This window comes from Halogeometricum pallidum JCM 14848, from assembly GCF_000337095.1.
Classification (GTDB): domain Archaea; phylum Halobacteriota; class Halobacteria; order Halobacteriales; family Haloferacaceae; genus Halogeometricum; species Halogeometricum pallidum.
On the sequence record NZ_AOIV01000008.1, the window covers coordinates 216,910 to 242,390 of the forward strand.

Genomic DNA, 25,481 nt, shown 5'->3' on the forward strand with positions numbered 1-25,481 from the left:
GCGTCCGCACGGGGGGCATGGACGCAGACGGTCGAACGGTCGTGATCACGGGCGCGAGTCGCGGAATAGGGGCGGCCCTCGCGGGAGCGTTCGCCGCGGAGGGGGCGCGCGTCGTCGCCTGCGCCCGCGACGAGGGGTCGCTCTCGGACGTCGCGGAGAACGCTGAGGGCGCGGCCGGGTCCGTCGAGGCCGTCCGCGCGGACGTACGCGACGAGTTCGACGTGGAACGACTGATGGAGACGGCCGCCCGCGGCGCCGACGACGGTATCGCCGTCCTCGTCGCCAACGCCGCCGTCAACCACGGGGTGCCGGGTCAGGCGCCGATAGGAGAGGAATCCTACACGGCGTTCGACGACACCCTCCGCACGAACGTCCGCGGCGTGTTCGCGGCGGTGCGCGAGTTCCTCCCCCACGCGAGCGACGACGCGCGCGTCCTCGTCCCGTCGGGGTCCGTCGCCGCGGACGCGAAACCGGGGATGGGCGCCTACGCCGTCTCCAAGGCGGCCGCCGAGGGTCTCGCCCGCCAGTTCGCCGCCGACGTCGACCCCGCCGTCGGCGTCGTCGACCCCGGACTCGCGGCGACGGACCTCTCCGGCGGGTCGGGGCGCGATCCCGCGGACGTCGCCCCGATGTTCGTCTGGGCCGTCGCCGAACTCGACCGGTCGGACCTCGACGGCGCCCGCCTCGACCTGCGGGCGTGGAAGGACGCGACGCGTTGACGGGGTACACGCCGGTCTCCCCCGAGCGACGACGCCGTGACCGATACTGTTATCAACTCAGGTCCAAGAATTATTATCGTGACTGCTATTAACCGCGACACCGAAGTTAACAGCGTGTCCCGAATCTCGCGCGTCGGCGTCGCCGCCACCGCCGTCTTCGTTGCCCTCTCGGCGTACGCGGCGAGCGTCGGCGCGTGGAAACTGCTCGGGATAACGTGGGTCGCGTTCGCGGCGATGGCGCTCGCCGCCCCCCTCGGCGCCCGTCACCGCGACGAGGGGGCAAACGCCCTCGTGTGGGGCTACGGCCTCGCCAGCGGCGCGATGGTGACCAGCGCGGCCGTCTTCTTGGTGCCGCAGGCGGTCGGTCACCACCCGCAGTACGGCGGGTTCGGCATCGCGGCGGGTCTGCTCGCCGGGTTCGGTTCCCACACGGTCGGCCACCGACTCGCGCACATGGAGTTGCCCGTCGACCGGACCGTCGCGGAACTCGCCGCGCACGCCTTCTCGGCGGGTCTCGTCATCGGCATCGTCTACGGTAACATGCCGACGCTCGGCCCGACGCTCGGCCTCGCCATCGTCTCGCACAAGGGGCCGGCGGGCTACGCCGCCGCGCGCCGCCTCGCCTCGAAGCGACGCGCCGTCTCGGCGCTGCTGCTCCCCGCCTCGGCGCTCGGCATCGCGGCCATCCTCGCCAGCGCCGTCGTCCTGCCCGAGTCGGCCCCCTTCCGCGGCGTCGTCTTCGGCTTCGCCGCGGGCGTGTTCCTCCACGTGGCGATGGACTTTCTCCCGCGGTGCGAGATAGGCAGCGAGATACACGAACACCTCTCGGTGGAGGGCGACGCCCACGACCTGTTGGACCGCCTCCGCCTCCACGCCGTCGCCAGCACGTTCCTCGGCGGTCTGACGGTGTTTCTCGCGTGGCTGTTCGTCGTCTGACGCCCGTCGCCTACTCCGCTTCGGACCCCGACAACCGGCGTAGTTGCAACGAGATTCCGAGCGCTGCGAGCAGCAGGACGACGAGGTTGAACGCGACCATCAGCGGCGCGCGGTACTCGTAGACGACGAACGTGGAGATGGTCCGTCCGACGGCGAGATACAACTGCACCGCCGAAACCGCCGCGAGGAGGAGCAGTCCGCCGAGGACGGCGTAGTTCAGCGTCCGCCGCAGTCGGTCGACGGTCCCCCACTCGTCGGCGCTCGATTCCCGCGTCGGTTCCCCCGTCTCGGTTGTGGATTCGGTGGTCATGGTCGTGTCTCCGCGCGCGTCCGCGTCGTCTCCCTCTCGGTCGGTCATCGCTCTCGCCTCCGCGCGAGAAGCGCCGCCGCGAGGAGGGCGACGACGGCGACGGCGACGCCGAACCCGGGCGCGCCGCCGGCCGTCCCGCCACTCGCCGTCGCCGCGGGCGTCGGTCGCTCGCCGCCCGTCCCGCCGGACTCGAAGTCCTCGACGCGGAACTCGACGTCCTCCTCCGTCTCGTTCACCGTGATGCGCCTCGTTGGGTCGAGATTCGCCGCGGTGCGGGCGGTGTCGACGACGACGCCGTCCTTCGTCAGCACGGCGTCGAGGTAGTAGTTGTAGCCCGCCGGCACCGTCGCGGACGCCGTCGTCGTGGTGGTCCGACCCGGTCGAATCGTCCCCACGTCGCTCGTCGTCCGCGCGGCGACGACGTTCGAGTCCGCCTGCCGGAGCACGAACGTCACCGCGAGGTCCTCCGAGGGGGCGTCACCCGCGTTCGTCAGCGACGCCGCGAGGTCCAGCGTCGTCCGGTTCCCGCCGCCCTCGGCGACGGAGAACGACAGCGGCGGGAGTGCCTCCCGGTCGCTGAACGCGACGGTCGTCCGGGCGTACGCCGGCGTCAGCGCCTCCAACCCGCGGACCGTCTTCGACGCCTCATCGACGCGTTCGTCGTCGCGGAACAGGACCGCCTCGATGCGGTAGCCGCCCTCGCGTTCGACCGTGAGGTTCGTCCGGACGGCCGTCTCGCCGTCGTCTTCGAGCGTTCCCACGTCGACCGTCTCGCTCGTCGCTCCGAGTCCGGAGTCGGCGTCGACGGCGCGGACGAGGAGCGTCACGTTCCGCGTCGGGTTGCCGCGGTGGCGCACGCGCGTCTCCACGTCCAGCGTCACCGTCTCGCCGCGGACCGCGGCGTCGTCGTACCCGATGTTCATCTCCGCCACGTCGACGGGGCCGGGGCGGGTCACCTCCTCGGCGGGGTCGGCGAGCACCCCGGGGACGGCGAGGACTGCGAGGAGGGCGACGGCGACGACTCCGACGGCGGCCGTCGCGAGGACGGCGTCGCGGTTCATATATCAATTGACAGAACAGTTCGGCATAGGTTTTGTGCTCGCGGGGGTCAAACCGACCGTCCGAGTCAGGGGGCGGCGGGTTTTTGTCGTTTGCCGCGAGTCGTGTGGTATGACAACGTACGTGCTGGCGACGAATCACGTCGATACGAGCGCCGTCCTCTGTGATTATCTCGTCTCGCGGCTCGACGACGGCGACGCCGTCCACGCCGTGAACTCCCTGCCCGGCGGCGACGATACGTCGGGCGAGGACGCTCGCGAGGGGGAGGACGCTCTCAACGTCGTCGCGGCCCGACTCGGGGGGTTCGCCGACGTCGAGACGCACCAGTTCGTCCGCGGCAACGACCCGGCCGACGACGTCCTCGACTACGCCGAAGAGGTGGACGCCGACGAACTCGTCGTCGGGATTCGCAAGCGCAACCCGACGGCGAAAGTCGTCTTCGGCAGCACGGCGCAGCAGATTCTCCTCAACTCGAACCGGCCGATGGCCGTCGTTCCGCTCGAACGGATGGAGTGAGATTCAGTCGTCCGCCGCGTCCGCGTCGGCGTCCTCGCCCCCGTCGGTGACCGAACTGTCGCCGGTCAGCACCTCGTCCGCCAGCGTCGGTACGAACGTCCCGATGTCGGTCACCATGCCGATGGCCTGCGAACTCCCCCGGTCGAGCAACTGCGTCACCGTCGCGGGGTTGATGTCGACGCAGACGACGCGCGTCGTCGAGGGCAGGCAGTTGCCGACGGCCACCGAGTGCAGCAGGGTGGAGAGCATCAACACCATGTCGGCCTCGTGGGCCTGTTCGCGGATGGCCTCCTGGGCCTCCACCGCGTCGGTGATGGTATCGGGCAGGGGGCCGTCGTCGCGGATGGACCCCGCGAGGACGTACGGCACGTCGTTTTTCACGCACTCGTACATGATGCCGCTACCGACGAGACCCTCCTCGACGGCCTCCTCGATGCCGCCCGCGCGGATGACCTCGCTGATGGTGTAGATGTGGTGTTTGTGCCCCTTCCGCGGGTGCTCCATCGTCTCCATGTCCATCCCGAGGGAGGTGCCGTACAGACCGCGTTCGACGTCGTGAGTGGCGAAGCCGTTGCCCGCGGATATCATGTCGACGTAACCCTCGCGGACGAGGCGCGCCAAGTCGTCGCCCGCGCCGGCGTGGATGAGGGCCGGGCCGGCGACGACGAGCACCTTCCCGCCCTGCGCCTTCGTCTCTTCGAGGGCGTCGGCCACCTGCTTGATGAGCGACTCGGAGGGTCGCTCCGAGGAGACGCCGCCCTGCATGAACCCGAACGGACCGGAGGCGTCTCGGGGGCGTTCCGGCGGTTCGACGCGGACGCCCGCCTCGTCGGTCACCACGAGGTCGCCCTCCTCGATGGCGTTCAGCACCTTCGTGTAGGCACGGACGCCGTCGTCGGTTTCCTCGACGACGTCACCAGAACTCGAAGAGTTCTGGTTGCCCGTTGAGGTTTCCTCAACGACGATGGCGCAGTCCATCTCGATGTTCTGGACGTCGATCCACTCGCCCTCGTAGCGGACGCGCGTCGGGTGGTTCGTCGTCGAGTAGAAGCCGTGCGGGACGACTTGGTCGGCCGGCGCCGGGACGACCCTGGCGTCCACGGGGTCGATGAGGTTCGCGCCGATCTGGTGCAGTTCGTGCAGTATCTCCTGTAAGTCGGCGTCGTCCTCGTCGGGGCCCGCGGTGACGGCCATCCGGCAGTGCGACGTCTTGTCCTTGTGTTTACCGACGACGAACTCTTCGACCTCGAAGTCGCCGCCGAGGTCCATCACGAGTCCGAACGCTCGCTGCATCATCCCGGAGTCGATGATGTGCCCGTCTAGCTCGACGGTTCGCGTGGCGGTCATCGTCGGAAGTGTGCGGTGCCGTCCTAAGAAGGTCACGCACGCGTCCGAACAGGAGCGACGGCGCGGTTCGACGGTCGGACCGACCGGACGCGGGTCGGCCTACGCGGGACGCTCCGGCGACGCGGCGACCGCGAGGATCAGCAGTACGGCGACGGCGGCTCTGCGTGCGCGACCGGTCGGGTGGGACATGATATCATAGCAGGGAGCCGGAGACGGATAACCGTGTTGTGCCGAGTATCTCCGTTGATATTCGCGGTGAGGCCCCCTACCGGTCGGCGTCGCCGACTTCGCCCTCGAGGAAGGCGAGGCCGTGACCGACGACCGAGTCGCGGCCGCGGCCCTCGTAGACGTCGAAGTGGCCGGTCGGGAGGCGGAGGAACGTCGCGTCCGAAAGGGCGTCCGCCGCGGACTCGACGCCGTCGACGGGCACCACGTCGTCGCGCGTCCCGCCGACGACGAGGACGGGACAGGCGACGCTCTCCAAGTCGTCGCCGGCCGAGAAGCGGACGAGGTTGAGGAGCGACCGGGCGGGCGTCTCGTTGTCCCAGTCGGTATCCGAGGGGACGGTGTCGAGATAGCCCCGGCGCGCGCCCGGCGTCGAGACGAGGGCGAACTCCTCGGGGTCGCCGGCGACGGGAACGGTGTGCGGGTCGGTGAGAAGCGACTGAAGTCGGTCGCGGACGCCCGAGAACACCGACTTCGCGACGAATCCCAGCCCGCGCGTCGAGAGGAACGACCGGCCCGAGAGCACCGGCGTCTGCGCGACGACGGCGCGCACGCGCGGGTCGTCCGCGGCCACGTCGAGAGCGTGTCCGCCGCCGATGTCGGTGCCCCAGAGGACGAGGCGGGTGGTATCGAGGTCGTCCAGGCCCCGAACGCTCTCGACGGCCGCCTCCCAGTCGGTCCGCTGGCGCGCCGGCGAGACGAGGTTCCGCGGGTCGCCGTCGCTGTCGCCGTGGTTTCGGTAGTCGAACAGGAAGACGGCGTATCCCGCCTCCGCGAGTCGTTCGGCGTACGCGGGCAGACCGAACGAACGCTCGCCTGCCAGACCGCCGGCCATGACGACGACCGGCGGTTCGGCGGGTCTGTCGGGTCGGTAGAGCCATCCCGAACAGCGCTCGCCGGCGCTCTCGAAGCCCATCGTCACCTTCGAGAATGACTCCCGCGAGGGACGCCGGGCGTCGCGCCCGTCGGTCCGGTAGCCGTCGCCCTCCCGGTTGGCGTACTTGGCTCGCTCCCACTCTCCCCTGCCGGAGGGTCGGGTCACGCGGGCACCCCCGGTCGGTGCGTCGACGTCGATCGGACGCCGGCGCTGTTGCTTCGGGGACGACGCTGCGCGCTCCTGGTCGCGTCGGACATACAGACCCTTACCGCGGCGACCGTCTAAACGCTTGTCGCGAGAGAGCTCTCGAACGAAAGTGTCGAAGGAGAAACCAATCGCCGCCGCCCGCGGACGGCCGTTCGGGGGAGACCGACGCATGCGCGTGATATCGACCGGTTCGGCGACTCGGTGCGTCCGTCCGAGGGTAGGCAGTCTCGGACGGCGGAGCGGCGACCCGGCGCGGGGGTAGGCAGTCCCGTTCCGGGCCGACCGAGCGCCGGCGGGGCCCTCGGGGGAGAGCCCCGCCGGGTGGGGACCGTCGCGCGAGCGACGGCCCGCCGATTTGGCCGACAGCGGCGAGTTGGATTACGTGGCGTTGATCGGTGTGTACGCGTACGCTCGCGTCTGAACGACCCGCACACGTCGGCCCGCCGGCGGGCTTGGGGGGCCGCACCGCGCGCCGACAGTATCATCGAAAATACGCGGAAATATAAAATCTGCCGTCGAGATATCAATTTTGATAATCATATGGAGTCAAAGGTCGGTGAGGGGACTCTACCTACCGAAAACGACGACGCGGCGGCGACGAGGTCGATGGAGTTCGAGGAGGCTCGGGTCGACGCGTACACGGCGACGGACGTCGGGACCGCAAGCCCGGGGACTGCTGCGCGCAACGGCCACGCATCGAGAAGACCGAAGCCGACGCGTGAGACGGGTCGAACCCGACCCGTCCGTCAGGCCTCGTCGCGCCGCGGTGCGTCGACCGCCGCGTCCCCGTCCCGTTCGGACTCCCGCTCTTGAATCAGCGTCGCCTGACCCAGCGGATCGACCGTCGCCCAGTCGTACTCGGCCTCTCGGAGGTACAGCGCGCTGTTTATCAGCCCGATGTGGCTGAACCCCTGCGGGAAGTTGCCTATCTGTCTGCCCGTTTCGGGGTCTATCTCCTCCGCGAACAGGCCGAGCGGACTCGCATACTCCAGGACGTTCTCGAAGACGTCCCACGCCTCTTCGACCCGGTCGGTGGCGACGAGGGCGTTGACCAGCCAAAACGAGCAGAACACGAACGCGCCTTCCTCGCCGGGGAGGCCGTCGTTCTCGTAGCGGAAGACGAGGCCGTCGTCGGTGGTCAGATGCTCGCGCACGGCGTCGACGGTGCCGACGATACGCTCGTCGTCGAACGGGAGGATGCCCGAGAGCGCGATGAGGAGACTGGAGGCGTCCAGTTCGTCGCCCTCGAACGACTGCGTGAAGCTGTTCCGTTCCTCGTCGAACCCCCGCTCTAAGACCGTCTCTTTTATCTCCGCGCGGCACTCCCGCCAGCGGTCGACGGGTCCCTCCCGCCCCGTTCGCTCGGCGAGTCGGACGCTCCGGTCGAGCGCCACCCAGCACATCACCTTCGAGTAGACGAGATGTCTGGGCTCTCCTCGCAGTTCCCAGATACCCGCTCCCTTATCATCCCAGTGCTCGCAGACGTACTCGACGATATCGCAGAGCGCTTTCCAGTCCTCGTCGGTCACGTCCTGTTCGTCGCTCCAGAACCGCTGGTACAGCGCGAGTATCAGGTCGCCGTACACGTCGAGTTGCTGTTGGTCGGCCGCCTCGTTGCCGATACGAACCGGTTCGGAGTCGCGGTAACCGCGGAGATGGTCCAGTTCCTCCTCTTCTAACTCGGTGTCGCCCTCGACGCCATACAGCGGTTGGACTTCCGCGGAGTCGCCCATCCGACTCAGCTTCAGGAAGCGGTGCACGTAGTCGCTCGCCTCGTCGACGTGACCGAGATTCGTCAGCGCGCGCACCGTGATGCCGCCGTCGCGTATCCACGAAAACCGGTAGTCCCAGTTACGCACGCCGCCGATGTCCTCCGGCAGCGACGTGGTCGGCGCCGCGGCCAACGCCCCCGTCTCGCGGTAGTTGAGCAGTTTGAGCACCAGTTCCGAGCGGACGACGTAGTCGTGCGCCTCGCCGCCGAACAGACACTCCGATTCGACGCAGGAGTGGGCCCACTCCCGCCAATACTGCGCCGTCTCCTCCAGCAGTCGCTCGCAGTCCTCCGCGTCCGTCGGCGCGTCCATGTCGTACTGGAGGACGTACCACTGCGTCTCGTGTGCCTCGAGGCGGTACGTTCCGCGGGCGGCGCCGTCTTCGATACGCAACTCCGTCGGCGTCGAGAGGTACAGATGTCTGTCGTCGCCCGTCGCGGTCACCCCGTCCACTATCGAGTTTATCGCGGTGTCGACGCGCCCGTAGTCGAACCGCGGGTCGAACTCCACGTCCACCTCTACGGACCCCTCGGTGCACGTCACCTTCCGGTAGAGTCCGCGAATATCGGGCTCTTCGCCGCTGTTCGCTTCCACGATTGGCATAAAGTCCGTCACCGTCATCGTCCCCGAATCGGTCTCGAACGTCGTCTGCAGGACGTTCGTCCGAGAGAGGTACGCCTGCTCGGACTCGAACTCGCCGGCGGGACTGATGGCGAACCGCCCCCCGACGTCGGGGTCGAGTATTGCGGCGAACACACTCGGCGAGTAGACGTGCGGCAGACAGCACCAGTCGACGGCCCCGTCCCGGCCGACGAGCGCGCACGTCTCGAGGTTGCCGATGACCCCGTAGTGTTCGAGCGGCTTGAAATCGGCTTGCATGGCCTGAACAATCCACGAACGTCCGAAATAGCTTCTGGGCGGTGGGCTCGGTCTGCGAACGGTACCGCGGCGACGAGCCGTCGACTATCGGTGCGAAAATAACGAGAGGAGAGGGTATCGTCCGCCGCGGACGGTCGTTACCCGCCGAACATGTTGCGCATCATCGGATGCATCTCCATCAACTGCTCTTCTGCGATCTCCTCGTACAGTTTGTACGTGATGGAGACCGTCAGTAGCAGTCCCGTTCCGGAGACCGACCCGATGGTGCCCAGCATGTTCGCCATGACAGCGAGCAGTCCGACCAGCGCGCCGCCGATGATGGTGACCTGCGGGATGTACCGCTCCATCACCTTCTCGATCACCTGCGGGTTGCGCCGGAAGCCGGGAATCTGCATCCCGGAGTTCTGAATCTGCTGTGCGGTGGATTCGGGACCCATCCCGGTCGTCTCGACCCAGAAGACGGCGAAGATGGCGCCGCCGACGACCATGAACGTCAGGTCGATGAGGACGCGCAGGAGGATCTGTGCGGGTTCCTGGGAGGTGAGCCCGAGGAACCACATCCAGTCGCCGCGCGACTGGATGGGCGCGAGGTAGTAGAACAGGCCGCCGGTGACCTGCCCCTGACTGTAGGTCCCAGCCCACGCCGGCAGGCCGGTCCAGTTGTTCAGGATCTGCCCGAGGAACTGGATGTTGGCCTGCAGGGCGCGGACGAGGATCATCGGCAGGACGCTCGCGTAGATGAGCTTCACCGGGAAGCGGCCGCGGGCGCCCTTCACGCGGGCGTGCGACAGCGGAATTTCCACGCGGACGCTCTCGGCGTACACGACGATGCCGAAGATCAGCAGCGTCGTGATTAGCGCGAGCAGTTGACCCTGTCCGAGGAAGATGTCGGACAACCCGCCCGGCGAGAGCGGCGAGCCGATGTCGACGGCGCCGGTGAGGATGCCGATCCACGTCGGGAACAGCCCCGAGGTGGCACCGAGAGACTCCCAGCTGAACAGCCCGGCGACGAGCTGCTGGCTGACGCCCGCGATGATGAACAGCCCCACGCCGGACCCGACACCCCACTTGCTCACGATCTCGTCCATGAACAGGATGAGAATGCCTCCGACGAACATCTGCGCGAAGATGATTCCCTTCACGCCACCGAGGCCGATGCCGAGCGACTGCGCGACCTGCTGGCTCGCGGGCAGATAGCCCCCCGCGAGCACCATCGGCAACCCGGTGAGACAGATCATCACGACCACCAGTAGCTTCTGGAGGCCCTGATAGAGGATCTGATCACGCGGGTCGTCGGTGTCCAAGCCGAGCAGGTCGGCCCCGCCGAGCAGTTGCAGCACGATGCTCGCGGTGACGATGGGACCGATACCCAGTTGGAGTATCGACCCCTGCGACCCTGCGAGGAGGCTACGGAACCGACCGTAGAAGTCCCCCCCAGCGGCCTGCGTCTGCAGACCGAACATCGTCACGTTCGTCAAGAAGAAATACATCACGAGGATGCCCGCCGTCCAGCCGAGTTTTCGGCGGAACGGGACGTGCCCTTCCGGTCGGGCGACTGCAGGCATCCGCGTCAGCACCGGTTCGGCGGCCTCCTTCCATCCCATAGGTTACTCTTCGGAGCTTTCCTCGTCGTCCGAGTTATCTTCTTCGGATTGCGCTTCCTCTCCGCGCTCGGAGAGTTCGGCGCTGCCGCCAGCTTCCTCGATGAGTTCGACCGCACCGGCGGTGAACGCGTCGGCGACGACGTGCAGTTCCTGTCTGACCTGCCCGCCGCCGAGCACTTTCACCACGTCCGCGTCGTAGCCGTCTTCCGCCACGTCGCGAGCGTCGACGCGGTAGGCGTCGCCGTCCTTCTCGGCCACGTCGTCGGCCGCCAGCAGCGCCGCATCCTCGTCGAGTTTCTGCACGCGAACCTCGACGACGGTGTCCTGCGCCGCTTCGGGGCGCTTGAAGCCGTGTTTTCCGAGCGGTTCGTAGTTGTGGATCTCGTGTTTGTCCCGCCCCGCGCGGCCGCGACCGCCGCGGTTACCGGCGCCGCGCCGGTTCTTGTGCGTGCCGCCGCCGTGCGTGCGAGAGCCGCGCTGTCGTCGTTTCTTCGAGGTCATCGCATGTCCTCCAGGAGTTCGTCGATCTGCTCGGTCTCGTGCTTTCCGAGCTGACCGCCTTCTTTCGTGACGTGCTTTTGACCCTTGTGACCGCCGCGCGGCGGGTGCAGGCGAAGCACGGGGGAGAGACCCTGCTCGCGCAGCGTCGTCTCCTCGTCGACGATGGCCTCCGCCAGCGCGGAGACGTCGTCGTAGTCGGTGTGCTCTGCGATCCAGTCGTCGTCGACCGTCTCGGAACCCTCCTCGGGTTCGGCGCGCGTTCGCAGCAGCGTCTCGACCACGTCGGCGCTCGGTTCCCCGTGCGCGACGTAGTCGTTTACCTTCGTGATCATCCCACGGTAGGTGTCCGTCTCGGGGACGAACGCGCAGTGGTTCACGCTGTGGATGTTGAGCATCTTCAGCGTGTCGTGGGTGGCCTCGCTCATGTTCACGTCGCCGCGAAGCTGAACGATAGCTTGCATCAGTTGCCCGCCTCCTGCTGTTTCTCTCGTGCGCGCCGCGGTGTGCGCGACTGCGAGGCGTTTCTCAGCGCGTTGTACGTCGCCTTCGCGAGGTTGACCGTCGTGCGCGTGTTCCCGTTCGAGCGGGTCCACGCGTCCTGCACGCCGGCCAGTTCGAGGATGTTCCGAACGGTTTCGGCGGCCGCGAGGCCCAGCCCCTGCGGGGCGGGCATGATTTCGACCGTCACGGAGCCGGCTTTCCCCTCGGCCTTCCGGGTGAGGGAGTTCACGCCGCCGGCGGAGTCCTCCCAGGACCCCGAACCGCGGTCGACCTCGATGATGTTCAGTTTCGCCACGTTGATGGCCTTCTGGATGGCCGATCCGACCTGGTCGTCTCGGGCCTCGGCGTAGCCGAGGAACCCGTCGCGGTTCCCGATGGCGACGACACAACGGAACTTCACACGCCGACCGGAGTCGGTCATGCGCTGAACCATGTTGATGTCGAGCACCTCGTCTTCGAGTCCGGGCAGAAGCTGGTCGACGATTTCGGGCTCCTTGAGCGGAAGCCCCGTCTCCAGCGCCTGTTTCATCGAGGTGACGTCGCCGTCCTGTACCATGCGGCCGAGCCGCGTTCGCGGCTCCCAGCCGTTGCTGTTGCGTTGGCTCATGCGTCCTCCTGCAGTCGTTCGAGCACGTCGTCGAAGTGCTCGGGTAGGTTCGTGGCGTCGAAATCGCCGCCGTACAGCGGCTCGTCGAGCTGCTCTGCGTACTCGGCGATGTGCTCGCCGCGGTTACGCGACCAGTCCGCGAGCACCGACTCGTTGTGCGGGATTTCGAGGCCAGCGTCTATCGCTCCTTCCTGAACCGCGAACACCTTGTTACCGGGCGTCGCCGTGTTCAGGCCGATGTCGAGGACGGCCTCTTCGAGGCCGGCCTCCAGCGCCCGCGTCCCAGCGAGAAAGCCCGTGAGGTACGCGCTGGGGAGATTGCCCGTGGGGGCTTCCCAGCCGTACTCTGCGAGTTCCTCCGAGGAGGCGGCCGCGTGTGTCTCGTCTCCGCTCGGTCCGGGGGTGACCAGCTGCGCCCTGATGTGCTTGTTGCTCACGCGAGCAACGAGGCGTGGTTTGCCCGATTTCAGCAGGCGCAACCTCTGGTGGTAATCCGTCCGGACTTCCCGGCGACGTCGCATCGGCACCTTGTAGCGTGGTCCTGTCGCCATTATTGTAGCTCCACGTCGTAGTTGTTGTTGATGTACGCTTCGAGCCGGTCCACGCTGTCGAACTCGCCGCCGGACGCCTTGTTGTACAGTTCGCGGTACTGCGTCGGCGTCAGTGGCCCGTCGTCGCGAAGCTCCTTCAAGCGACGACGCTGCGCGCGGATTCGGCTGATCCATTCGTCCTTCGAGTTCTTCCGACCGCCGGATTTCCCCTTGCGGGAGCCGGGGCCCTTCCGGTGACCGTAGGAACGCTTCGCGGCGCGCTCTCGGGCGCGCCCCTTCGAGTTGCTCTTCGCGTCTTGGACGCGAATCGTTCCCTCGTCGACGAGTTCGCGGATGTCCTCTCGGGTGATGGCTTCCGCGATGTCGGCCTGTTCTTCCGGGTCGAACCAGATGCGGCTCTTTCCGACGTCGAGGACGTCGGAGGCCATACGTCGCTGGGCTTTCAGATCGGTCATTCGTCGACCTCCACTTCAACGTAGGTGGGGTTGAGGACGCGAATCTGGCGGTCCTCCGCTTCTTCCTCGATGCGCTCGCGTTTGCGTGCGCCGACCGAGGAGGCGATGCGGACGGCCTCGGTGTCGCCGTCGACGCCCTCGAGGTCGTTCACGTTGTGGACGTGAACCTCCTCGAAGCCGGACGGGTGGAGGCCGCGGGCGGCCTTCGGCGAGCGGTATCCCGACTCGACCTTCGGCCCCTTGCCTTTGACGCCGCGGCGCTGCTTCGAGAGGTTGCCGCGGGGCTTCCGCCACGATTCGGGCGTCCGCTTTTTCTTGTGGTAGTCCTGCCGTCGGAAGGCGGGCTTGCCCTCGCGGTGCTTCTGCGTGAGCGCCGCCGCCGTGTCCGAGTCGAGGTCGGGCGTCTTGTCCGCGTGACCGCGGGGTTGGAGTTCCGTCTCCACGTCCGACTCCTCTTCGGACTCCGGTTCCTCGGTCTCCTCTTCGACTTCCGCTTCGGTGTCTTCGGAGACTTCGAGACCGCCGACGTCGGCTTTGATACGCGCAGCGAGCGCGTTCCCGACGCCGTCGACCTCGGCCAGTTCGGACTGGCTCGCGGCCTTCACGTCCTCGACCGACTCGTAGCCGGCCTCGCGGAGCGCCTCGGCCTTCGAGGGACCGACGCCGCTGATGTCTTCGAGTTCTTGAATCTCTTCGTCAGCCATTTAGACCGTCTCCTTTTCCGGTTTCTGCGTGATGTACACGCCGTCCTGGAAGACGCGCGTGTCCTTGTCGTTCACGCGGGTGAGTTGTTCGATATCGGCGGCGGTCTGCCCGACGTCCTCTTTGTTGGGACCGGTCAGGACCATCTCTTCGCCGTCAATCTGTACTTGTGTGTCGCCGCGGACTTTCGCGTACCGCGGCGCCTTCTCGCCGAGGAAGTTCTCGATTTCGACCTCGTCACCCTGCACGTTGACCTGCATCGGGAAGTGGGCGTAGTAGATTTCCATCTTGTACTCCCATCCCTCGGTGACGCCGTAGAGCATGTTCTCCACGTGGCTCTCGAAGGTGCCCACGGTCGCGTTCGTCTTCGCGTCCGATTCGTCGGACTCGATGACGATGTGACCGTCGTCCACCGCCACGCTGATGGCGGGGTACCAGAGCGTCTTCGTGACGCTCCCGTTGGGGCCTTCGATGGTTAGATCGAGGTTCTTGATCTCGGCAGAGACGTCGTCCGGAATTTCGATTTCTACTCGGTTCATTGTCTCAGTACACGTAGGCGATTACTTGGCCACCGATGCCCTGTTCGCGGGCGTCGTAGTGGCTCATGACGCCGTGGCTCGTCGTGACGATGAGCGTCCCGTAGTCGCGGGCGGGGAGATATCGCTTCTCCCACTTCTCGAACTCGTCGGCACCCGCGGAGTAGCGGGGCTTGACGACACCACATTCGTTGATAGCGCCGTTCAGTTCGACCTCGAACGTTCCGGCCTTGCCGTCGTCGACGAACTCGAAGCCGTCGACGTACCCGCGGTCGTAGAAGACCTCGAGGACGGAGCCGATGACGTTGGAGGCGGGCTGTATCTCGTGCGACAGATGCCCGACGCTCTCGGCGTTGTTCACGCCGGCGAGAGCGTTGGAGAGGGGGTCGTTTCCTGCCATTGTTATCTGTACTTCTTGAATCCCATATCGCGGGCGACCTCGCGGAAGCACTGCCGGCACAGGTTGATGTCGTACTTGCCGACGAGTCCCTGTTTGCGGCCGCAGCGGCGGCACTCGTTCTCCTGTCCCGTGCGCCGTGTCGCGTGCTCGCCCGTCTGTTCGGTCTCTGATTCGCTCATTCTTCTGTAGCCTCCACGTCCACGTCGAAGTTGGATTCGAGGAACGGGATGGCGTCCTCGGCGCTCATTCGGTGCGCCGAGGGGATGCTGCGCGACGCTTTGTCGCGCTTCTTGACGCGGTAACCGGGGCGGACGAGGTTGACCGTCACGTCCAGCCCGTAGATACCGATCTGCGGGTCGTACTCCTGAGAGGGGAACTCGGTGTGCTCTTCGACGCCGAAGCTGAAGTTACCCGTCTCGTCGAACTGCCGTTCCGAGATGTTCGCGAGGGGCAGCGCCGTCTCGAGGAACTCCTCGGCGTTCCCGCCGCGGAGCGTGACCTTCGCGCCGATGGGGTCACCCTTTCGCGCGCCGAACTGCGTCGCCGCGCGCGTCGCGATGGTCTGGACCGACTGCTGGCCCGTGATCTCTTCGAGGATGTCCTCGGCGTTCGCGAGTTCGCGACCGCCTTCGCCGACGCCCATGTGGACGACGACCTTCTCGATCTTCGGCTCGCGCATCTCGTGGAACTCGCTCTCGCTTTCGCTCTCACTTTCACTCATTCGTCGTCACCTCCGTCGGAGTCGGTCTCGGCCTCGGGCGCCGCGGATTCGCCGTCGCCGGTGAAGTTCTCGTCGATGACGACGACGTACTGTTCGACCGTCTCGAACGTGTACTCGTCCGTCTCGACGGTGACGGAGTTGTTCCCGCTGCCGGGCGTGACGGTGATCTCGGTGACCTCGCCGATCTCGCCGGCGTGCGTGCCGTCGACGGCGGTGACCAGCGCGCCCTCCTCGTACGGGAAGTGCGCGACGATCTCCTTCGTCTCGTTGTCGACGACCAGCGAGTCCTTCGAGTGGTACTGGTCCGGGTCGTCCTCGTCCTCGACGCGGACGTTCGAGCCGTCGTGCAGCGTAAGCTGCGTGGCGCCGCCCTTGACGCTCTGCTTGCCGGCGACCTTCCCGAGGCGGCTGTCGGCCGACTCGGCGTCGATCGGCGTGAGCGCGAGGCGTCCGCCCTCGTCGGGGAAGACGCGGAAGTACTCTTCTCGCTCCGTGAACGCGAGGATGTCGAACATCCCGATGGGACGGGACTCGTCGGAGACGGCGTCTCCGTTGACGAGCACGGTGTCCTGGTTGAGCGCGTAGCGCGCCTCCTTCTTCGAGTCAGCGTAGCCGAGCACGTCCCGCAGCAGGATGAGCAGGGGAACCCCCGCCTGCCCGTGCGGACCGGCGCCGGCCTTGACCGTGAACGTCTCCTCTTTGCGTTCTATCGGCCACGAGTTCGGTGCCGAGAGTCGCTTCTGGTGCTTCGTCATTCGTTATCCTCCGAGTCCGCTTGGAGACGCTCCTCGCGACGCTCGTCTTCGAGGTCGAGTTCGACGACGCGGACGTTGCTGGCGTCGAGGGGACGAGGCAGTTCCTCGCCGTCGGCCTTCGCGACCGTGACGTCCTCGACGTAGATGACCGCGTCCGTGAGGTCGACGCGGGCGACTTCGGCTTCGGTGCCCGCGTAGTCGCCGCGGAGCACTTCGACCGTGTCGCCGGCGTTGACGCGCACGTTACGGCGGCCGTGCTCGTCGCGCAGGTCGCCCGACAGCGTCGCGCGAACCTGCTTCTGTCGCTCGTGAAGCGGCGCGTTCTGCGTCTCGTTTCGCTGTTTGCGTGGTTGTTTGGTCATGGTCTGTGCTATACGATCATCGTCGCCGTGGAGGCGATGCTCCCGAAGCGCTCCGCGACCTCACGCGCGATGGGACCCTTGATCTCGGTCCCGCGAGGCTCTTCCATCTCGTCGATGATGACGGCGGCGTTGTCCTCGAACTTCACGCGCGTCCCGTTCGGTCGGCGGATCGATTTCCGCTGTCGAACGATGACGGCCTGGAGCACCTGGCGGCGCATCTCCGGCGTCCCTTTGGTCACCGAGACGGTGATCTGGTCGCCGATGCCCGCCTTCGGGTGTCGGTTCTTGGTTCCTGAGTAGCCCTTCACGCTGATGACTTTCAGCTGACGCGCGCCGGTGTTGTCGGCGCACTTGATGAGCGAGCCTCGTGCGAGGCCCTTCGTGACGTCGGCCTTCAGCGCCTCCATCACTCCTCACCTCCGAGCGTCTCGACGACGACGTGCGCCTTCGTCTTCGACAGCGGTCGGGTCTCTGCGATACGTACCGTGTCGCCCTCGGCGAGGTCCATGCACGGGGGTGCGTGGGCCGGGATGCGACTACGCCGCTTCATGTAGCGGTCGTACTTGGGAACGCGAACGTCGTATTCGCGTTCCACAACGACGGTTTTGTCCATGTCTGTGGAGGCGACCGTTCCTTCGAGCGTCTGTCCGCGGACGGCAAGGGAGCCGTGGAACGGACAGTTCTCGTCGGAGCAGGCCTCCTCCGGTTCTTCTACGTTCAGTCCTATCGCCATGTTGTGTCACCTGCCTTCTCTGTTCGCAAGGCGGGTCGTGAGAGCAGACGTGCGCCATCCACCGTAACGTAGGCCGCGCCCTGGCAACGACCAGACTGACCGGCTTCGAATTCGCCGGCAGTTTCCGACCGAAGTTTGGACGCGGTCCCCGACGCCTTCTCGGCGTCGGCGGCTTCATCTGTGCGCGTATGTGTGGTTGCGGGAACGTCGTCCCGCGGCGGAATCTCGAACTGCAGGGTCGTCCCCTGCTTCGGCACCTGCAGCACCCGAGTCTCCCCGTCGGACGCCGCTTGGACGTCGACGTGGAGCATCTGCATCGTCTCGACGACGACACGGCCGGCTATCCCGACGAGGTCGGGGTTGGCGGCGTCGACGACCTCCAGACGGAGGCCGTTGAGTTCGTGTCGCGTGAGCGTCTCGGGTGTCAGTGCCATCGTGGTTCGGATTACTCGTCTAAGTCGCCTTCTTCGCCCTGAATCGTCTTGATTCGGGCGATGGTTCGCTTCAGTTCGCCGACGCGACCGGGGTTCTCCGGCGCGCCGCCCGCGGCCTGCACGGCCTTGGCGTTGAGCAGTTCCGTCTCGAGTTCTTCGAGTTCTGCGTCACGCTCGGCGGGCGTCATGTCGCGAATCTCTTCGGGGTAGAGGATTGCCATGTATTACTCCTCCGTTTCTTCGTCGGCGGCGTCCGCCTCGGACTCCTCGTCGGCGTCGTCGGCGTTCGCTTCGTCCTCGTCGGCCTCCTCCATCTCGGAGACGAGGTCTTCGGCTTCCGCTTCGACCTCCTCGTCGAGTTCGGCCTCCGTGGCGTCGGCCTCGTCGTCGTCCGGCGAGACGTCCTCGTCTTCGACGTCGCCGGTGCCGACGGGCTCTTCCTGCGGGTCGGGCTCCGCGCTCTCGGAGCGCGAGGCCACGTCGCCGGACTCCTCGACGACCTCTTCGACGATCTCCTCGTCGATGACCTCCGTCGGGTCCTCGTCGGGCACGTCGACGTCCTCGTCGTCTTCGGTGACGTCCGGGATCTCCTCGGGTTCGTCCTCGAGGAGTTCCTCGACGCCCTCGGACTCGACGGTCTGCTCGACCGCTTCGGGGTCGGCGTCGTCTTCGATCTCGAAGTCGTCGGGAAGCTTGGCTCCCGGCGGAATGATCTTGACGTTCACGCCGATGGTGCCGAGTTTCATCACGGCGACGCCCTGCCCCTCGTCGACGATGGACTGGGCGGGTTCGCCGTTGTGCTTGATGTAGCCGCGGTTGAACTTCTCCACGCGCGATCGAGCGCCCGTGACCTTCCCCGCGAGGATGATTTCGGCGCCGAGGGCGCCCGCATCCATGATGCGGTCGATGGTCGTGTGGCCCGCTTTGCGGAAGTACCAACCGCGCTCGAGTGCGTTCGCCAGACGGTCCGCGACGATTCGCGCGTTGAGGTCGGGTTCGTCGACCTCCTGCACGTCGATCTGCGGGTCGTCGAGGTCGAAGCGGTTCTCGAGTTCCTTGGTCACCTTGCGGATGTTCTTCCCGCCCTTACCGATGACCATTCCGGGCTTTTCGGCCTTCAGGACGATCTGCGTGCCCATCGGCGTTTTGGCGACGTCCATGCCGCCGTAGCCCGCGCGACCGAGTTCGTCCGCGAAGAACTCGTCGATCTGCGAGCGCTGAAGCCCGTTCTCGATGAACTGGTGTTCGTCAGCCATTACTCCTCGACCTCCTCGATGATGAGTTCGACGTCACAGAGTGTGGTGTTGAATGGGTCTGCACTCCCGAACGCGCGGGGTTTACGACCGGGTCGTTCTCCGACCTTGTGCGCGGCGACGTGCATGATCTCCATCGAACGACCGTCGAAGCCGTCCTCGTCGGCGTTGGCCGCGACGTTCTGCAGGAGTTCGAGGAACGCTTTCGACGCCTTCTCGGGGTAGCGACCCGCGTCCCAGCCGTCGATGTCGGAGCGGTGTCCGACGCCGGTGTTGTGCTGGCGGAACGGGACCGAACGCTCTCCCTCGATGACGGCGTCGAGGTAGGATTCGGCGTCCTCGACGGTCATGCCCTTTATCTCGCGCGAGATGGCCTTGCTGTGCTTCAGGCTGATGGGCCGGTCACGGAGCATCCCCTTTGCGGTGATGTCCGGGTCGGCCTCGACGCTGTAGTTGATTCCCATAGGTTACTTGAGCGGGACGAACTTTGAGGACCGGGTCGCACCGATGCCGGCCTGACCGTGTTCGACCGAGTTTCGGGTCAACTGGAACTCGCCGAGGTAGTGTCCGATCATCTCGGGTTGCACGCGAACGCGCTCGAACGACTGCCCGTTGTAGACGGCGAACGTCTTCTCGACGAACACCGGCAGGATGGGCATATCGCGGAGGTGCGTCCGGATGGGCGAGTTGGCCGTCTCCTCGGGGTCCGCCTCGCGGACCTCGTCGAGGAGCTTCTCCTTCTGGAGCGTCAGCCCTCTGTTGATGCTTCGCCGCACTCGTGCGGGGAGCAGTTCGACGACCTCGTCGAGCTCCATCTCCTGGAGCTCTTCGAGCGTGTGACCGCGGTAGGTGAACTCCTCACCTTCACGGCCGGTTCGGTATTCCGAGCTCATGTTCAGTTACCTCCCTTACCGCCGCGGCCGGTGCGCTTGGAGGCGATGTCGCCGACCTTGCGCCCCGGTGGCGCGTTACGCGAGACGGACTTCGGGCGACCGGGGTGCTGGCGGCCGCCGCCGCCGAACGGGTGGTCCACCGCGTTCATGGCGACGCCGCGCACGCGCGGCCACTTGATGCCTCGCGCCTTCATCTTGTGGTGTTTGTTCCCCGCCTTCACGAACGGCTTCTCCGTCCGACCGCCGCCGGCGACCACGCCGATGGTGGCGCGGCACTGCGGGTTGAGGCGCTTGACCTCGCCGGACGGGAGCTTCACGACGGCGACGTGCCGGTCGTGGGTCAGCAGTTGGGCGCTCGTGCCCGACGCGCGGGCGAACTTGCCGCCGTCGCCGACCTGTCGCTCGACGTTGCACACCGGAACCCCTTCCGGGATTTCGGCGAGCGGGAGCGTGTTACCGGGTTTGATCTCTGCGGAGACGCCGACCTGAATCGTATCGCCCACCGCGACGCCCTCGGGTGCGAGGACGAGGCGCTGGTCGTCGTCTTCGAACTCGATGGCCGCGACGGGCGCGCTGCGGGCCGGGTCGTGTTCGATGTCGACGATGGTGCCGGAGATCGTCTCCTCCTGTGCGTTCTTGTGCGAGAGTTCGGCCTTGTAGCGGTGCGACGGCGCCCGGAAGGTGGGCGTGCCGCGCCCGCGACGCTGGCCTTGTATTCGTCGTCCCATTGTTAGAACACCCCAATTCGCGACGCGACTTCCTGCGCGTCGTCGTCCTCGGAGAGTCGGACGGTAGCTTTCTTCGTGCCCTTCGGCGTTATCTGGGTGTTCACGTTCTCGATGGACACCTCGTAACGCGACTGGAGCTCTTCGACTATCTCGGGCTTCGTGGCGCTGAGGTCGACGACGAACTGGAGCTTGTTGTCGAAGTCCATCTCGTTCATCGCCTTCTCGGTCACGAGCGGGTGGCGGACGACGGAGCTCATCGGTCGGCCACCTCCTCGATAGCGCTCTCGGTGAACAGCGTGAGTCGACCGGCGTGCGTGCCGGGCGCGAGTTCCTCGGCACCGACGTTCGCCGCGGTGGCGACGTCGACGCCCGCGAGGTTGCGAGCGGCCTTGGACGGCTCGGAGGCCGTCACGAAGAGGATGGACTTGGGTCGCGTGTACTTGCGACCGCGGGCCTTCCCCTGACCGGATCGGACTCGCCGGTTGTCCTCGGAGTGCTCGACGTCGGCGTGGACGCCGAGCGCTTCGAGCAGCGAGACGACCTCTTTGGTCTTCACGAGGTCCTCGAAGTCGTCGGAGACGACGAGCGGCAGTTCGAGGTCCTCATCGAAGCGGTGGCCGCGTTCGGCGACCAGTTCGGGGTCCGCCGTGGCGGCGATCGCCGAGCGGACGGCGAGCTTTCGCTCCTTGTCGTTGATGTTCTTACCCTGTTCTTTCGACGCCTTCGGCGGGTGCGCCTTGCGACCGCTGACGGCGTGGGGAACGCGGCGAGCGCGGCCGTTCTCACGGGGGTCGTGAGACATACCGCGACCGCTACCCAGCGATTCGGCCGGGGTGCGCATCCCCGCGTAGGGGTCTGCTCCGTACGCCTGCTTTCTGTTTGCCTGCGCGGCGAGGACGGCGCGCTTGATGAGGTCCGGCCGGTAGGCCGTCTCGAAGACCTCGGGAAGGTCGAGCGTGCCGGCGTCGTCGCCGTTCAGGTCTCGGATTGTTGCCTGCATGAGTTATCCCTGGTTCGATGCGGTGGAGACGAAGCGCACCTCGGGGTCGAGGCGCGGTTGGTCGTTCGGCCGGATGGCCGGGCGGAACCGCAGGAGGCGCTTGTCGGGACCCGGAAGGGAACCCTTCACGAGCGCGTGCGGACCGTCGACCTCGCCGTAGCCGACGTAGCCGCCGTCGACGGACGCCTCGTCGCCGTCACCGATGTCGACGAGGCGCTTGTTGAGTTCGGTCCGCTGGTGGTAGCCCGTCTGACCGAGCTGCGGAACGGTCGAACGGACGCGGGAGGGGTTCCACGGGCCGAGGTTACCGATACGGCGCCGCCAGCCCTGCCGGGCGTGCTTGCCCTTTCGCTTCTGGACGCCCCATCGCTTGACGGGGCCCTGCGTGCCTTTCCCCTTCGTGACGCCGGCGACGTCCATGTACTCGCCGGCGCGGAAGACGTCCGACATGGCGTGCTCGCCGCCCTCTCCGACGAGGTCTAGGGCGAAGTCGACGCGGTCGTCGAGCGAGCCGCCGCCGACGCGCGTCTCCATGATGTCGGGCTTCTTCTTGGGGATGTTCTTCATCCCTGCCGGGACGGTGTGGGTGATGACGCGGACGTCGTCGACCTCGCCCGCTTCGAGCGCGGAGCGCAGGTCGTCGGCGTCGTCGTCGAACGTGTCCTCCGACGGGAGGTCGAGGGCGCGGTCGAGGTTCTCGTCGAACTCCGACGCCCACACTTCGGTCAGGGGCTTGGTACCGTACGGCGTGTCTTCGTAGGCTCGAAGGGCGACGGCGCGCATCGGCGGCGTCTCGACGACGGTCACTGGGACGGCCTCCTCCATCCCTTCGCGGGGGGAGTTGGACTCGTCGTTGACCATCATCACTTGGGTCATTCCGGCCTTGTAGCCGGCGAACCCTTGCAGCGCCGGTGACCCGTCGTCGTCGGGCCACGATTTGATGCGTGGGACCTCCTTGGTCGCACGCGTGCGTGGGCCGTAACCCATCGAACCCTTACGTGGTCTGCTTGGTTGTGGCATGTGTTCACTCCGTGAGTGTCAGGGACGCGAGGGAAGCGAACATCGCTTCCTCGGTTCGCACCACCTCGCTGCCCTGTCGCGGAATCGTATTGAGCCAGAGGTCGAACCCCGGACCGTCGGAGGGTTCGACTGTGACTTCCTCGGCGTTGATGCCGAGAATGTCCGGAAGCCCGCGGCCTGGCGAACCGAAGACGACGGTGGCTCCCTCCCGGTCGATTCGCGGGGAGAGTTCCGCTAGCTTCGGCACCGTCAGCGACTCTCCGTGGCGGGACGTCGCGATAGTGACGCCCGCGTCGGAGCGGCCGAGTGCTTCCTCGAGGTCCGTGCGGGCGATGGAGAACCCCGGAACGGGCTCGTCCACGATCCGCGCACGGACCGGTTCTCGCGAAGAGATCCTGATGGCGACGCGCTCTCCCTCCTCCAACTCCGTACCGGACGGAGCGTAGAGGGAGACCGGGTGTTGCAGTCCGCAATTGACCCGAACGCGACCTTCAGGTCCGACCTCGGTCACGATTCCCTGTTGTAACGACCCCGAATCGTTCGATTCGGAGCCGGTCGTAGACGAGACGAGGAGGGGCGGGAGGACGCCGACGTACTGCAGTTCGTCGCGGTGCCCCCACACCTCCTTTCGGAGGTAGGGTGGCGTAACGGCGTATCGCAACACCGTCTCGACGAACTCGCCTCCCCACCGGTTCTCGCCTTCCCGGTCGGGGAAGACGACGAGCCGGTTCGCCCGAAACACCGTCGCCGCGCGGGCGACGTAACCGAGTTTGCGAGTGGCCTCGCGTTTGTCCTCGGCTTCTCGGACGACGGAAGACGGCACGAGTACGCTCAGTGTCATACCGGTCCCTTCGTCGTCACGTCTAGACTGTATCGCTTGTACCGGATGCCTCCCTAAAAGGGTAGCGACTCGTAGCCGACGTTGTGAGGGCGTGACACTCCCGGGAACGGGGGTTTTCCCGGCCGGACGTCCGTGTGATTCGTCACCGCGACGGTGCGCCGTCGGGTCGTTTACGGCACCATCGCCGACCGGTCCTCCCGCCCGGATTCCGACCGGGCGTCGCGGCCCGCCCCCGTCTCGTCGATGTGCGCTCGGCCGAACTGCACCGCCTTCGAGTTCACCGCGTCGAGTTCGACGTCCAGAGAGCCGTCTCGGCCCGTGAAGCGGTACTCGCCGCGGGCGACCACGCGCACCTGCCCGAACGCGCCGGGACCTCGCACGATTTCGTGGCTCCCGGAGTACGCCGAGTGCGAGACGTGCACTCGGTCGCCCTCGACCCGGTACTCGGCCCCGTTACCGCAACTGATGGCCGCTCGAATCAGTTGTTTCACCGCGTCGTCGTCGCCGTCCCGGTGCAGTTCGCGGATTCGGGTTTCCAAGTTCATACTCCATCCACGCCGCTCGCGGCGATAGCGGTTGGCCCGTCGTGGTTAGGGATTTCTAATCGGACTGTCAGCGTCTCCGATCCGTTCGCTCCGCCAACCCGTCCGTGGGTGGCACCCCCACGCCATCTCCCGATTTATGACGTTTCGCAAGCCTTATCAATCGACCTCGCGTTACGATTTATTGTAGTCGCACGCCGCGACGGGCGCTGGTAGTGTAGTGGTATCACGTGACCTTGCCATGGTCACAACCTGGGTTCAAATCCCAGCCAGCGCACTTCTCCGAAACTCACTCNAGTGTAGTGGTATCACGTGACCTTGCCATGGTCACAACCTGGGTTCAAATCCCAGCCAGCGCACTTCTCCGAAACTCACTCCCCGAGCGCCGAGTCTCGTCTCGGCGCGTCGGTACCCGGCTGAAGCTCTCTAGGCTGATGGTGAACTGCTTCTCCGCGCGCGCACGAGAGGCGTCGAAGTCGTGTCTTATTTGTACGGGCGTCGCATCCGTTCGAGTGACGACGCGAAACGCGCTGGTAGTGTAGTGGTATCACGTGACCTTGCCATGGTCACAACCTGGGTTCAAATCCCAGCCAGCGCACTTCTCCGAAACTCACTCNGGTAGTGTAGTGGTATCACGTGACCTTGCCATGGTCACAACCTGGGTTCAAATCCCAGCCAGCGCACTTCTCCGAAACTCACTCCCCGAGCGTCCAGTCCCGTCGGACTCCTGCCGTGAGTGATGCAGACCACCGCTACACCAAGCCGACGGCCGGGTCCCGCCACAACGCAGTTGAATCCCAGTCCGCAACGTCGCACCGAGGAGTTGGTGACGACAATGCTCAAGGATGCGCTGCAAACGCTCTTTCAGGAGTACGAATGGGTTCACCTCAGTCTCGGACTGCTCGGCAACGTGCTGTTTTTCGTCGGGAGCGTCTTCTTTCTGTACGAGCCACTGAAACGACTCGGTATCTACGCGTTCATCGTCGGGTCGTTCCTCATGCTGGTCGGTTCGCTCGGACAAGCGGTGGTCAGATGCGAGTCGAACGACTCCTAACGAGGTGCACGGCCGCGAGTGTCCGGCTACTCGCCATCGTCGATGATCAACCCGAACGCCTCCGCCGTCGCTACGCGGGTCGTTCGTCTGTCGCCGACGAAGCCGCCGGCGTTTCGTCCGTTAGTCTTCGAGCCAGTAGGCCAGCGACTCGCGACCGCTCCGGCAGTCGGGACAGCGCGCCGGGAACGCCGTCAGCGACCCCGTCTCGCCGCAGTTCAGACAGCGCCAGACGAGATAGGACTCCCCGAGGTGGCCGTCCGCGAGACGTTGGTTCGGGAGGGTAACGCGGGGCGCGACGGCCCGAGAGGTGGTCGTGGCGCTGGTATCGGGGTCCCGAACGGTCGGGTCGGCGTCGACGACGGCGGGCCGGATCGGAGCGGTCGCGGGATCTGGAGTCGAGATGTCGGCCGTTCGCTGCGTCGTGTGGGTGCTTGAAGGCAT

General features: G+C 66.4%; 36 protein-coding genes and 3 tRNA genes. 7 read left to right on the plus strand and 32 right to left on the minus strand.

Going from position 1 to position 25,481, the window contains the following annotated elements; all coding sequences use genetic code 11:
• The first annotated feature begins 17 nt into the window (after nt 1-17).
• Both C474_RS05325 and C474_RS05330 read left to right on the plus strand, forming a co-directional pair.
• Nucleotides 18-719 carry an SDR family NAD(P)-dependent oxidoreductase gene (locus C474_RS05325; protein ID WP_008384687.1) on the plus strand — a complete coding sequence of 234 codons (702 nt, stop codon included), beginning with the start codon at nt 18-20 and terminating at the stop codon, nt 717-719.
• Nucleotides 720-833: 114 nt separating this feature from the next.
• The gene (locus C474_RS05330; protein WP_008384689.1) at nt 834-1,655 is read left to right on the plus strand and encodes a ZIP family metal transporter; all 822 of its coding nucleotides are present in this window, start codon (nt 834-836) and stop codon (nt 1,653-1,655) included.
• 10 nt (nt 1,656-1,665) lie between these two features.
• On the opposite strand, the gene C474_RS05335 is transcribed toward C474_RS05330, so the two are convergent.
• Nucleotides 1,666-2,013, minus strand: a complete 348-nt coding sequence (locus C474_RS05335; protein ID WP_008384691.1) for a hypothetical protein — start codon at nt 2,011-2,013, stop codon at nt 1,666-1,668.
• Nucleotides 2,010-3,026, minus strand: a complete 1,017-nt coding sequence (locus C474_RS05340; protein ID WP_008384693.1) for a DUF7490 domain-containing protein — start codon at nt 3,024-3,026, stop codon at nt 2,010-2,012. Before C474_RS05340 ends, C474_RS05335 begins: the two co-directional genes overlap by 4 nt.
• Before the next feature lie 109 nt (nt 3,027-3,135).
• On the opposite strand from C474_RS05340, the gene C474_RS05345 reads away from it, so the two are divergent.
• Nucleotides 3,136-3,540 carry a universal stress protein gene (locus tag C474_RS05345; protein WP_008384695.1) on the plus strand — a complete coding sequence of 135 codons (405 nt, stop codon included), beginning with the start codon at nt 3,136-3,138 and terminating at the stop codon, nt 3,538-3,540.
• A 3-nt stretch (nt 3,541-3,543) separates the two neighbouring features.
• Here the strand turns inward: C474_RS05345 and C474_RS05350 are convergent, their stop codons facing one another.
• From C474_RS05350 to C474_RS05490, 29 genes are all read right to left on the minus strand, one after another.
• Nucleotides 3,544-4,887, minus strand: a complete 1,344-nt coding sequence (locus C474_RS05350; protein WP_008384697.1) for an ornithine cyclodeaminase — start codon at nt 4,885-4,887, stop codon at nt 3,544-3,546.
• A 265-nt stretch (nt 4,888-5,152) separates the two neighbouring features.
• Nucleotides 5,153-6,154: an alpha/beta hydrolase gene (locus C474_RS05355; RefSeq protein WP_008384702.1), complete on the minus strand. Its 1,002-nt coding sequence runs from the start codon at nt 6,152-6,154 to the stop codon at nt 5,153-5,155.
• A 788-nt stretch (nt 6,155-6,942) separates the two neighbouring features.
• The gene (locus C474_RS05360; protein WP_008384704.1) at nt 6,943-8,847 is read right to left on the minus strand and encodes a glycoside hydrolase family 15 protein; all 1,905 of its coding nucleotides are present in this window, start codon (nt 8,845-8,847) and stop codon (nt 6,943-6,945) included.
• Between the two features lie 137 nt (nt 8,848-8,984).
• Complete coding sequence (gene secY, locus C474_RS05365) at nt 8,985-10,451, minus strand: preprotein translocase subunit SecY (RefSeq protein ID WP_008384706.1); 1,467 nt, start codon at nt 10,449-10,451, stop codon at nt 8,985-8,987.
• 3 nt (nt 10,452-10,454) lie between these two features.
• Nucleotides 10,455-10,952, minus strand: a complete 498-nt coding sequence (locus C474_RS05370; protein WP_008384708.1) for an uL15m family ribosomal protein — start codon at nt 10,950-10,952, stop codon at nt 10,455-10,457.
• Nucleotides 10,949-11,413, minus strand: coding sequence for a 50S ribosomal protein L30 (locus C474_RS05375; RefSeq protein WP_008384710.1), 465 nt, complete (start codon nt 11,411-11,413; stop codon nt 10,949-10,951). Before C474_RS05375 ends, C474_RS05370 begins: the two co-directional genes overlap by 4 nt.
• Nucleotides 11,413-12,060: a 30S ribosomal protein S5 gene (locus C474_RS05380; protein WP_008384712.1), complete on the minus strand. Its 648-nt coding sequence runs from the start codon at nt 12,058-12,060 to the stop codon at nt 11,413-11,415. The genes C474_RS05375 and C474_RS05380 overlap by 1 nt, the downstream gene beginning before the upstream one ends.
• The gene (locus tag C474_RS05385) at nt 12,057-12,611 is read right to left on the minus strand and encodes a 50S ribosomal protein L18 (RefSeq protein ID WP_049916737.1); all 555 of its coding nucleotides are present in this window, start codon (nt 12,609-12,611) and stop codon (nt 12,057-12,059) included. Before C474_RS05385 ends, C474_RS05380 begins: the two co-directional genes overlap by 4 nt.
• Nucleotides 12,611-13,066, minus strand: coding sequence for a 50S ribosomal protein L19e (locus C474_RS05390; RefSeq protein WP_008384715.1), 456 nt, complete (start codon nt 13,064-13,066; stop codon nt 12,611-12,613). Before C474_RS05390 ends, C474_RS05385 begins: the two co-directional genes overlap by 1 nt.
• The gene (locus C474_RS05395; protein ID WP_008384717.1) at nt 13,063-13,770 is read right to left on the minus strand and encodes a 50S ribosomal protein L32e; all 708 of its coding nucleotides are present in this window, start codon (nt 13,768-13,770) and stop codon (nt 13,063-13,065) included. The genes C474_RS05390 and C474_RS05395 overlap by 4 nt, the downstream gene beginning before the upstream one ends.
• A complete protein-coding gene (locus C474_RS05400; protein WP_008384720.1) occupies nt 13,771-14,307 on the minus strand; it encodes a 50S ribosomal protein L6 in 537 nt (178 codons plus the stop codon). It lies immediately after the preceding gene.
• 4 nt (nt 14,308-14,311) lie between these two features.
• Nucleotides 14,312-14,704: a 30S ribosomal protein S8 gene (locus tag C474_RS05405; protein WP_008384722.1), complete on the minus strand. Its 393-nt coding sequence runs from the start codon at nt 14,702-14,704 to the stop codon at nt 14,312-14,314.
• Between the two features lie 2 nt (nt 14,705-14,706).
• Nucleotides 14,707-14,883, minus strand: coding sequence for a 30S ribosomal protein S14 (locus C474_RS05410; RefSeq protein ID WP_008384724.1), 177 nt, complete (start codon nt 14,881-14,883; stop codon nt 14,707-14,709).
• Nucleotides 14,880-15,425 (minus strand): 50S ribosomal protein L5, encoded by a 546-nt coding sequence (locus C474_RS05415; protein WP_008384725.1) that lies wholly within the window; start codon nt 15,423-15,425, stop codon nt 14,880-14,882. Before C474_RS05415 ends, C474_RS05410 begins: the two co-directional genes overlap by 4 nt.
• The gene (locus C474_RS05420) at nt 15,422-16,180 is read right to left on the minus strand and encodes a 30S ribosomal protein S4e (RefSeq protein WP_008384726.1); all 759 of its coding nucleotides are present in this window, start codon (nt 16,178-16,180) and stop codon (nt 15,422-15,424) included. Before C474_RS05420 ends, C474_RS05415 begins: the two co-directional genes overlap by 4 nt.
• A complete protein-coding gene (gene rplX, locus C474_RS05425) occupies nt 16,177-16,542 on the minus strand; it encodes a 50S ribosomal protein L24 (RefSeq protein ID WP_008384730.1) in 366 nt (121 codons plus the stop codon). The genes C474_RS05420 and rplX overlap by 4 nt, the downstream gene beginning before the upstream one ends.
• An 8-nt stretch (nt 16,543-16,550) precedes the next feature.
• Complete coding sequence (locus tag C474_RS05430; protein ID WP_008384732.1) at nt 16,551-16,949, minus strand: 50S ribosomal protein L14; 399 nt, start codon at nt 16,947-16,949, stop codon at nt 16,551-16,553.
• Nucleotides 16,949-17,275 (minus strand): 30S ribosomal protein S17, encoded by a 327-nt coding sequence (locus tag C474_RS05435; RefSeq protein WP_008384734.1) that lies wholly within the window; start codon nt 17,273-17,275, stop codon nt 16,949-16,951. Before C474_RS05435 ends, C474_RS05430 begins: the two co-directional genes overlap by 1 nt.
• Complete coding sequence (locus tag C474_RS05440; protein ID WP_008384736.1) at nt 17,266-17,709, minus strand: ribonuclease P protein component 1; 444 nt, start codon at nt 17,707-17,709, stop codon at nt 17,266-17,268. The genes C474_RS05435 and C474_RS05440 overlap by 10 nt, the downstream gene beginning before the upstream one ends.
• An 11-nt stretch (nt 17,710-17,720) precedes the next feature.
• Nucleotides 17,721-17,930 carry a 50S ribosomal protein L29 gene (gene rpmC / locus C474_RS05445; RefSeq protein WP_008384737.1) on the minus strand — a complete coding sequence of 70 codons (210 nt, stop codon included), beginning with the start codon at nt 17,928-17,930 and terminating at the stop codon, nt 17,721-17,723.
• Nucleotides 17,931-17,933: 3 nt separating this feature from the next.
• Nucleotides 17,934-18,965 carry a 30S ribosomal protein S3 gene (locus C474_RS05450; protein ID WP_008384739.1) on the minus strand — a complete coding sequence of 344 codons (1,032 nt, stop codon included), beginning with the start codon at nt 18,963-18,965 and terminating at the stop codon, nt 17,934-17,936.
• Nucleotides 18,965-19,426, minus strand: a complete 462-nt coding sequence (locus C474_RS05455) for a 50S ribosomal protein L22 (RefSeq protein ID WP_008384741.1) — start codon at nt 19,424-19,426, stop codon at nt 18,965-18,967. The genes C474_RS05450 and C474_RS05455 overlap by 1 nt, the downstream gene beginning before the upstream one ends.
• 3 nt (nt 19,427-19,429) lie before the next feature.
• Nucleotides 19,430-19,855: a 30S ribosomal protein S19 gene (locus C474_RS05460; protein WP_008384743.1), complete on the minus strand. Its 426-nt coding sequence runs from the start codon at nt 19,853-19,855 to the stop codon at nt 19,430-19,432.
• Nucleotides 19,856-19,857: 2 nt separating this feature from the next.
• Entirely contained in the window at nt 19,858-20,583 is a 726-nt protein-coding gene (locus C474_RS05465; RefSeq protein ID WP_008384745.1) for a 50S ribosomal protein L2, read from the minus strand.
• Nucleotides 20,584-20,585: 2 nt separating this feature from the next.
• Entirely contained in the window at nt 20,586-20,840 is a 255-nt protein-coding gene (locus tag C474_RS05470; protein ID WP_008384746.1) for a 50S ribosomal protein L23, read from the minus strand.
• Nucleotides 20,837-21,583 (minus strand): 50S ribosomal protein L4, encoded by a 747-nt coding sequence (rpl4p, locus tag C474_RS05475; protein ID WP_008384747.1) that lies wholly within the window; start codon nt 21,581-21,583, stop codon nt 20,837-20,839. The genes C474_RS05470 and rpl4p overlap by 4 nt, the downstream gene beginning before the upstream one ends.
• A gap of 3 nt (nt 21,584-21,586) precedes the next feature.
• Nucleotides 21,587-22,603 carry a 50S ribosomal protein L3 gene (locus C474_RS05480; RefSeq protein WP_008384749.1) on the minus strand — a complete coding sequence of 339 codons (1,017 nt, stop codon included), beginning with the start codon at nt 22,601-22,603 and terminating at the stop codon, nt 21,587-21,589.
• Nucleotides 22,604-22,607: 4 nt separating this feature from the next.
• Nucleotides 22,608-23,444, minus strand: a complete 837-nt coding sequence (locus C474_RS05485; RefSeq protein WP_008384750.1) for a putative RNA uridine N3 methyltransferase — start codon at nt 23,442-23,444, stop codon at nt 22,608-22,610.
• A 170-nt stretch (nt 23,445-23,614) separates the two neighbouring features.
• On the minus strand, nt 23,615-23,989 hold the full coding sequence (locus tag C474_RS05490; protein ID WP_008384752.1) for a hypothetical protein: 375 nt from the start codon (nt 23,987-23,989) through the stop codon (nt 23,615-23,617).
• Nucleotides 23,990-24,192: 203 nt separating this feature from the next.
• On the opposite strand from C474_RS05490, the gene C474_RS05495 reads away from it, so the two are divergent.
• The 4 genes from C474_RS05495 to C474_RS05510 all read left to right on the plus strand — a co-directional run bounded on the left by C474_RS05495 (nt 24,193) and on the right by C474_RS05510 (nt 25,040).
• Nucleotides 24,193-24,263: transfer RNA gene (locus C474_RS05495), tRNA-Gly, on the plus strand.
• A 250-nt stretch (nt 24,264-24,513) separates the two neighbouring features.
• Nucleotides 24,514-24,584: transfer RNA gene (locus C474_RS05500), tRNA-Gly, on the plus strand.
• Nucleotides 24,585-24,603: 19 nt separating this feature from the next.
• Nucleotides 24,604-24,666: transfer RNA gene (locus C474_RS05505), tRNA-Gly, on the plus strand.
• Between the two features lie 155 nt (nt 24,667-24,821).
• Nucleotides 24,822-25,040: a YrhK family protein gene (locus C474_RS05510; protein WP_008384754.1), complete on the plus strand. Its 219-nt coding sequence runs from the start codon at nt 24,822-24,824 to the stop codon at nt 25,038-25,040.
• Between the two features lie 120 nt (nt 25,041-25,160).
• Here C474_RS05510 and C474_RS05515 read toward each other — a convergent pair whose 3' ends face one another.
• Nucleotides 25,161-25,481: a small CPxCG-related zinc finger protein gene (locus C474_RS05515; protein ID WP_008384756.1), complete on the minus strand. Its 321-nt coding sequence runs from the start codon at nt 25,479-25,481 to the stop codon at nt 25,161-25,163.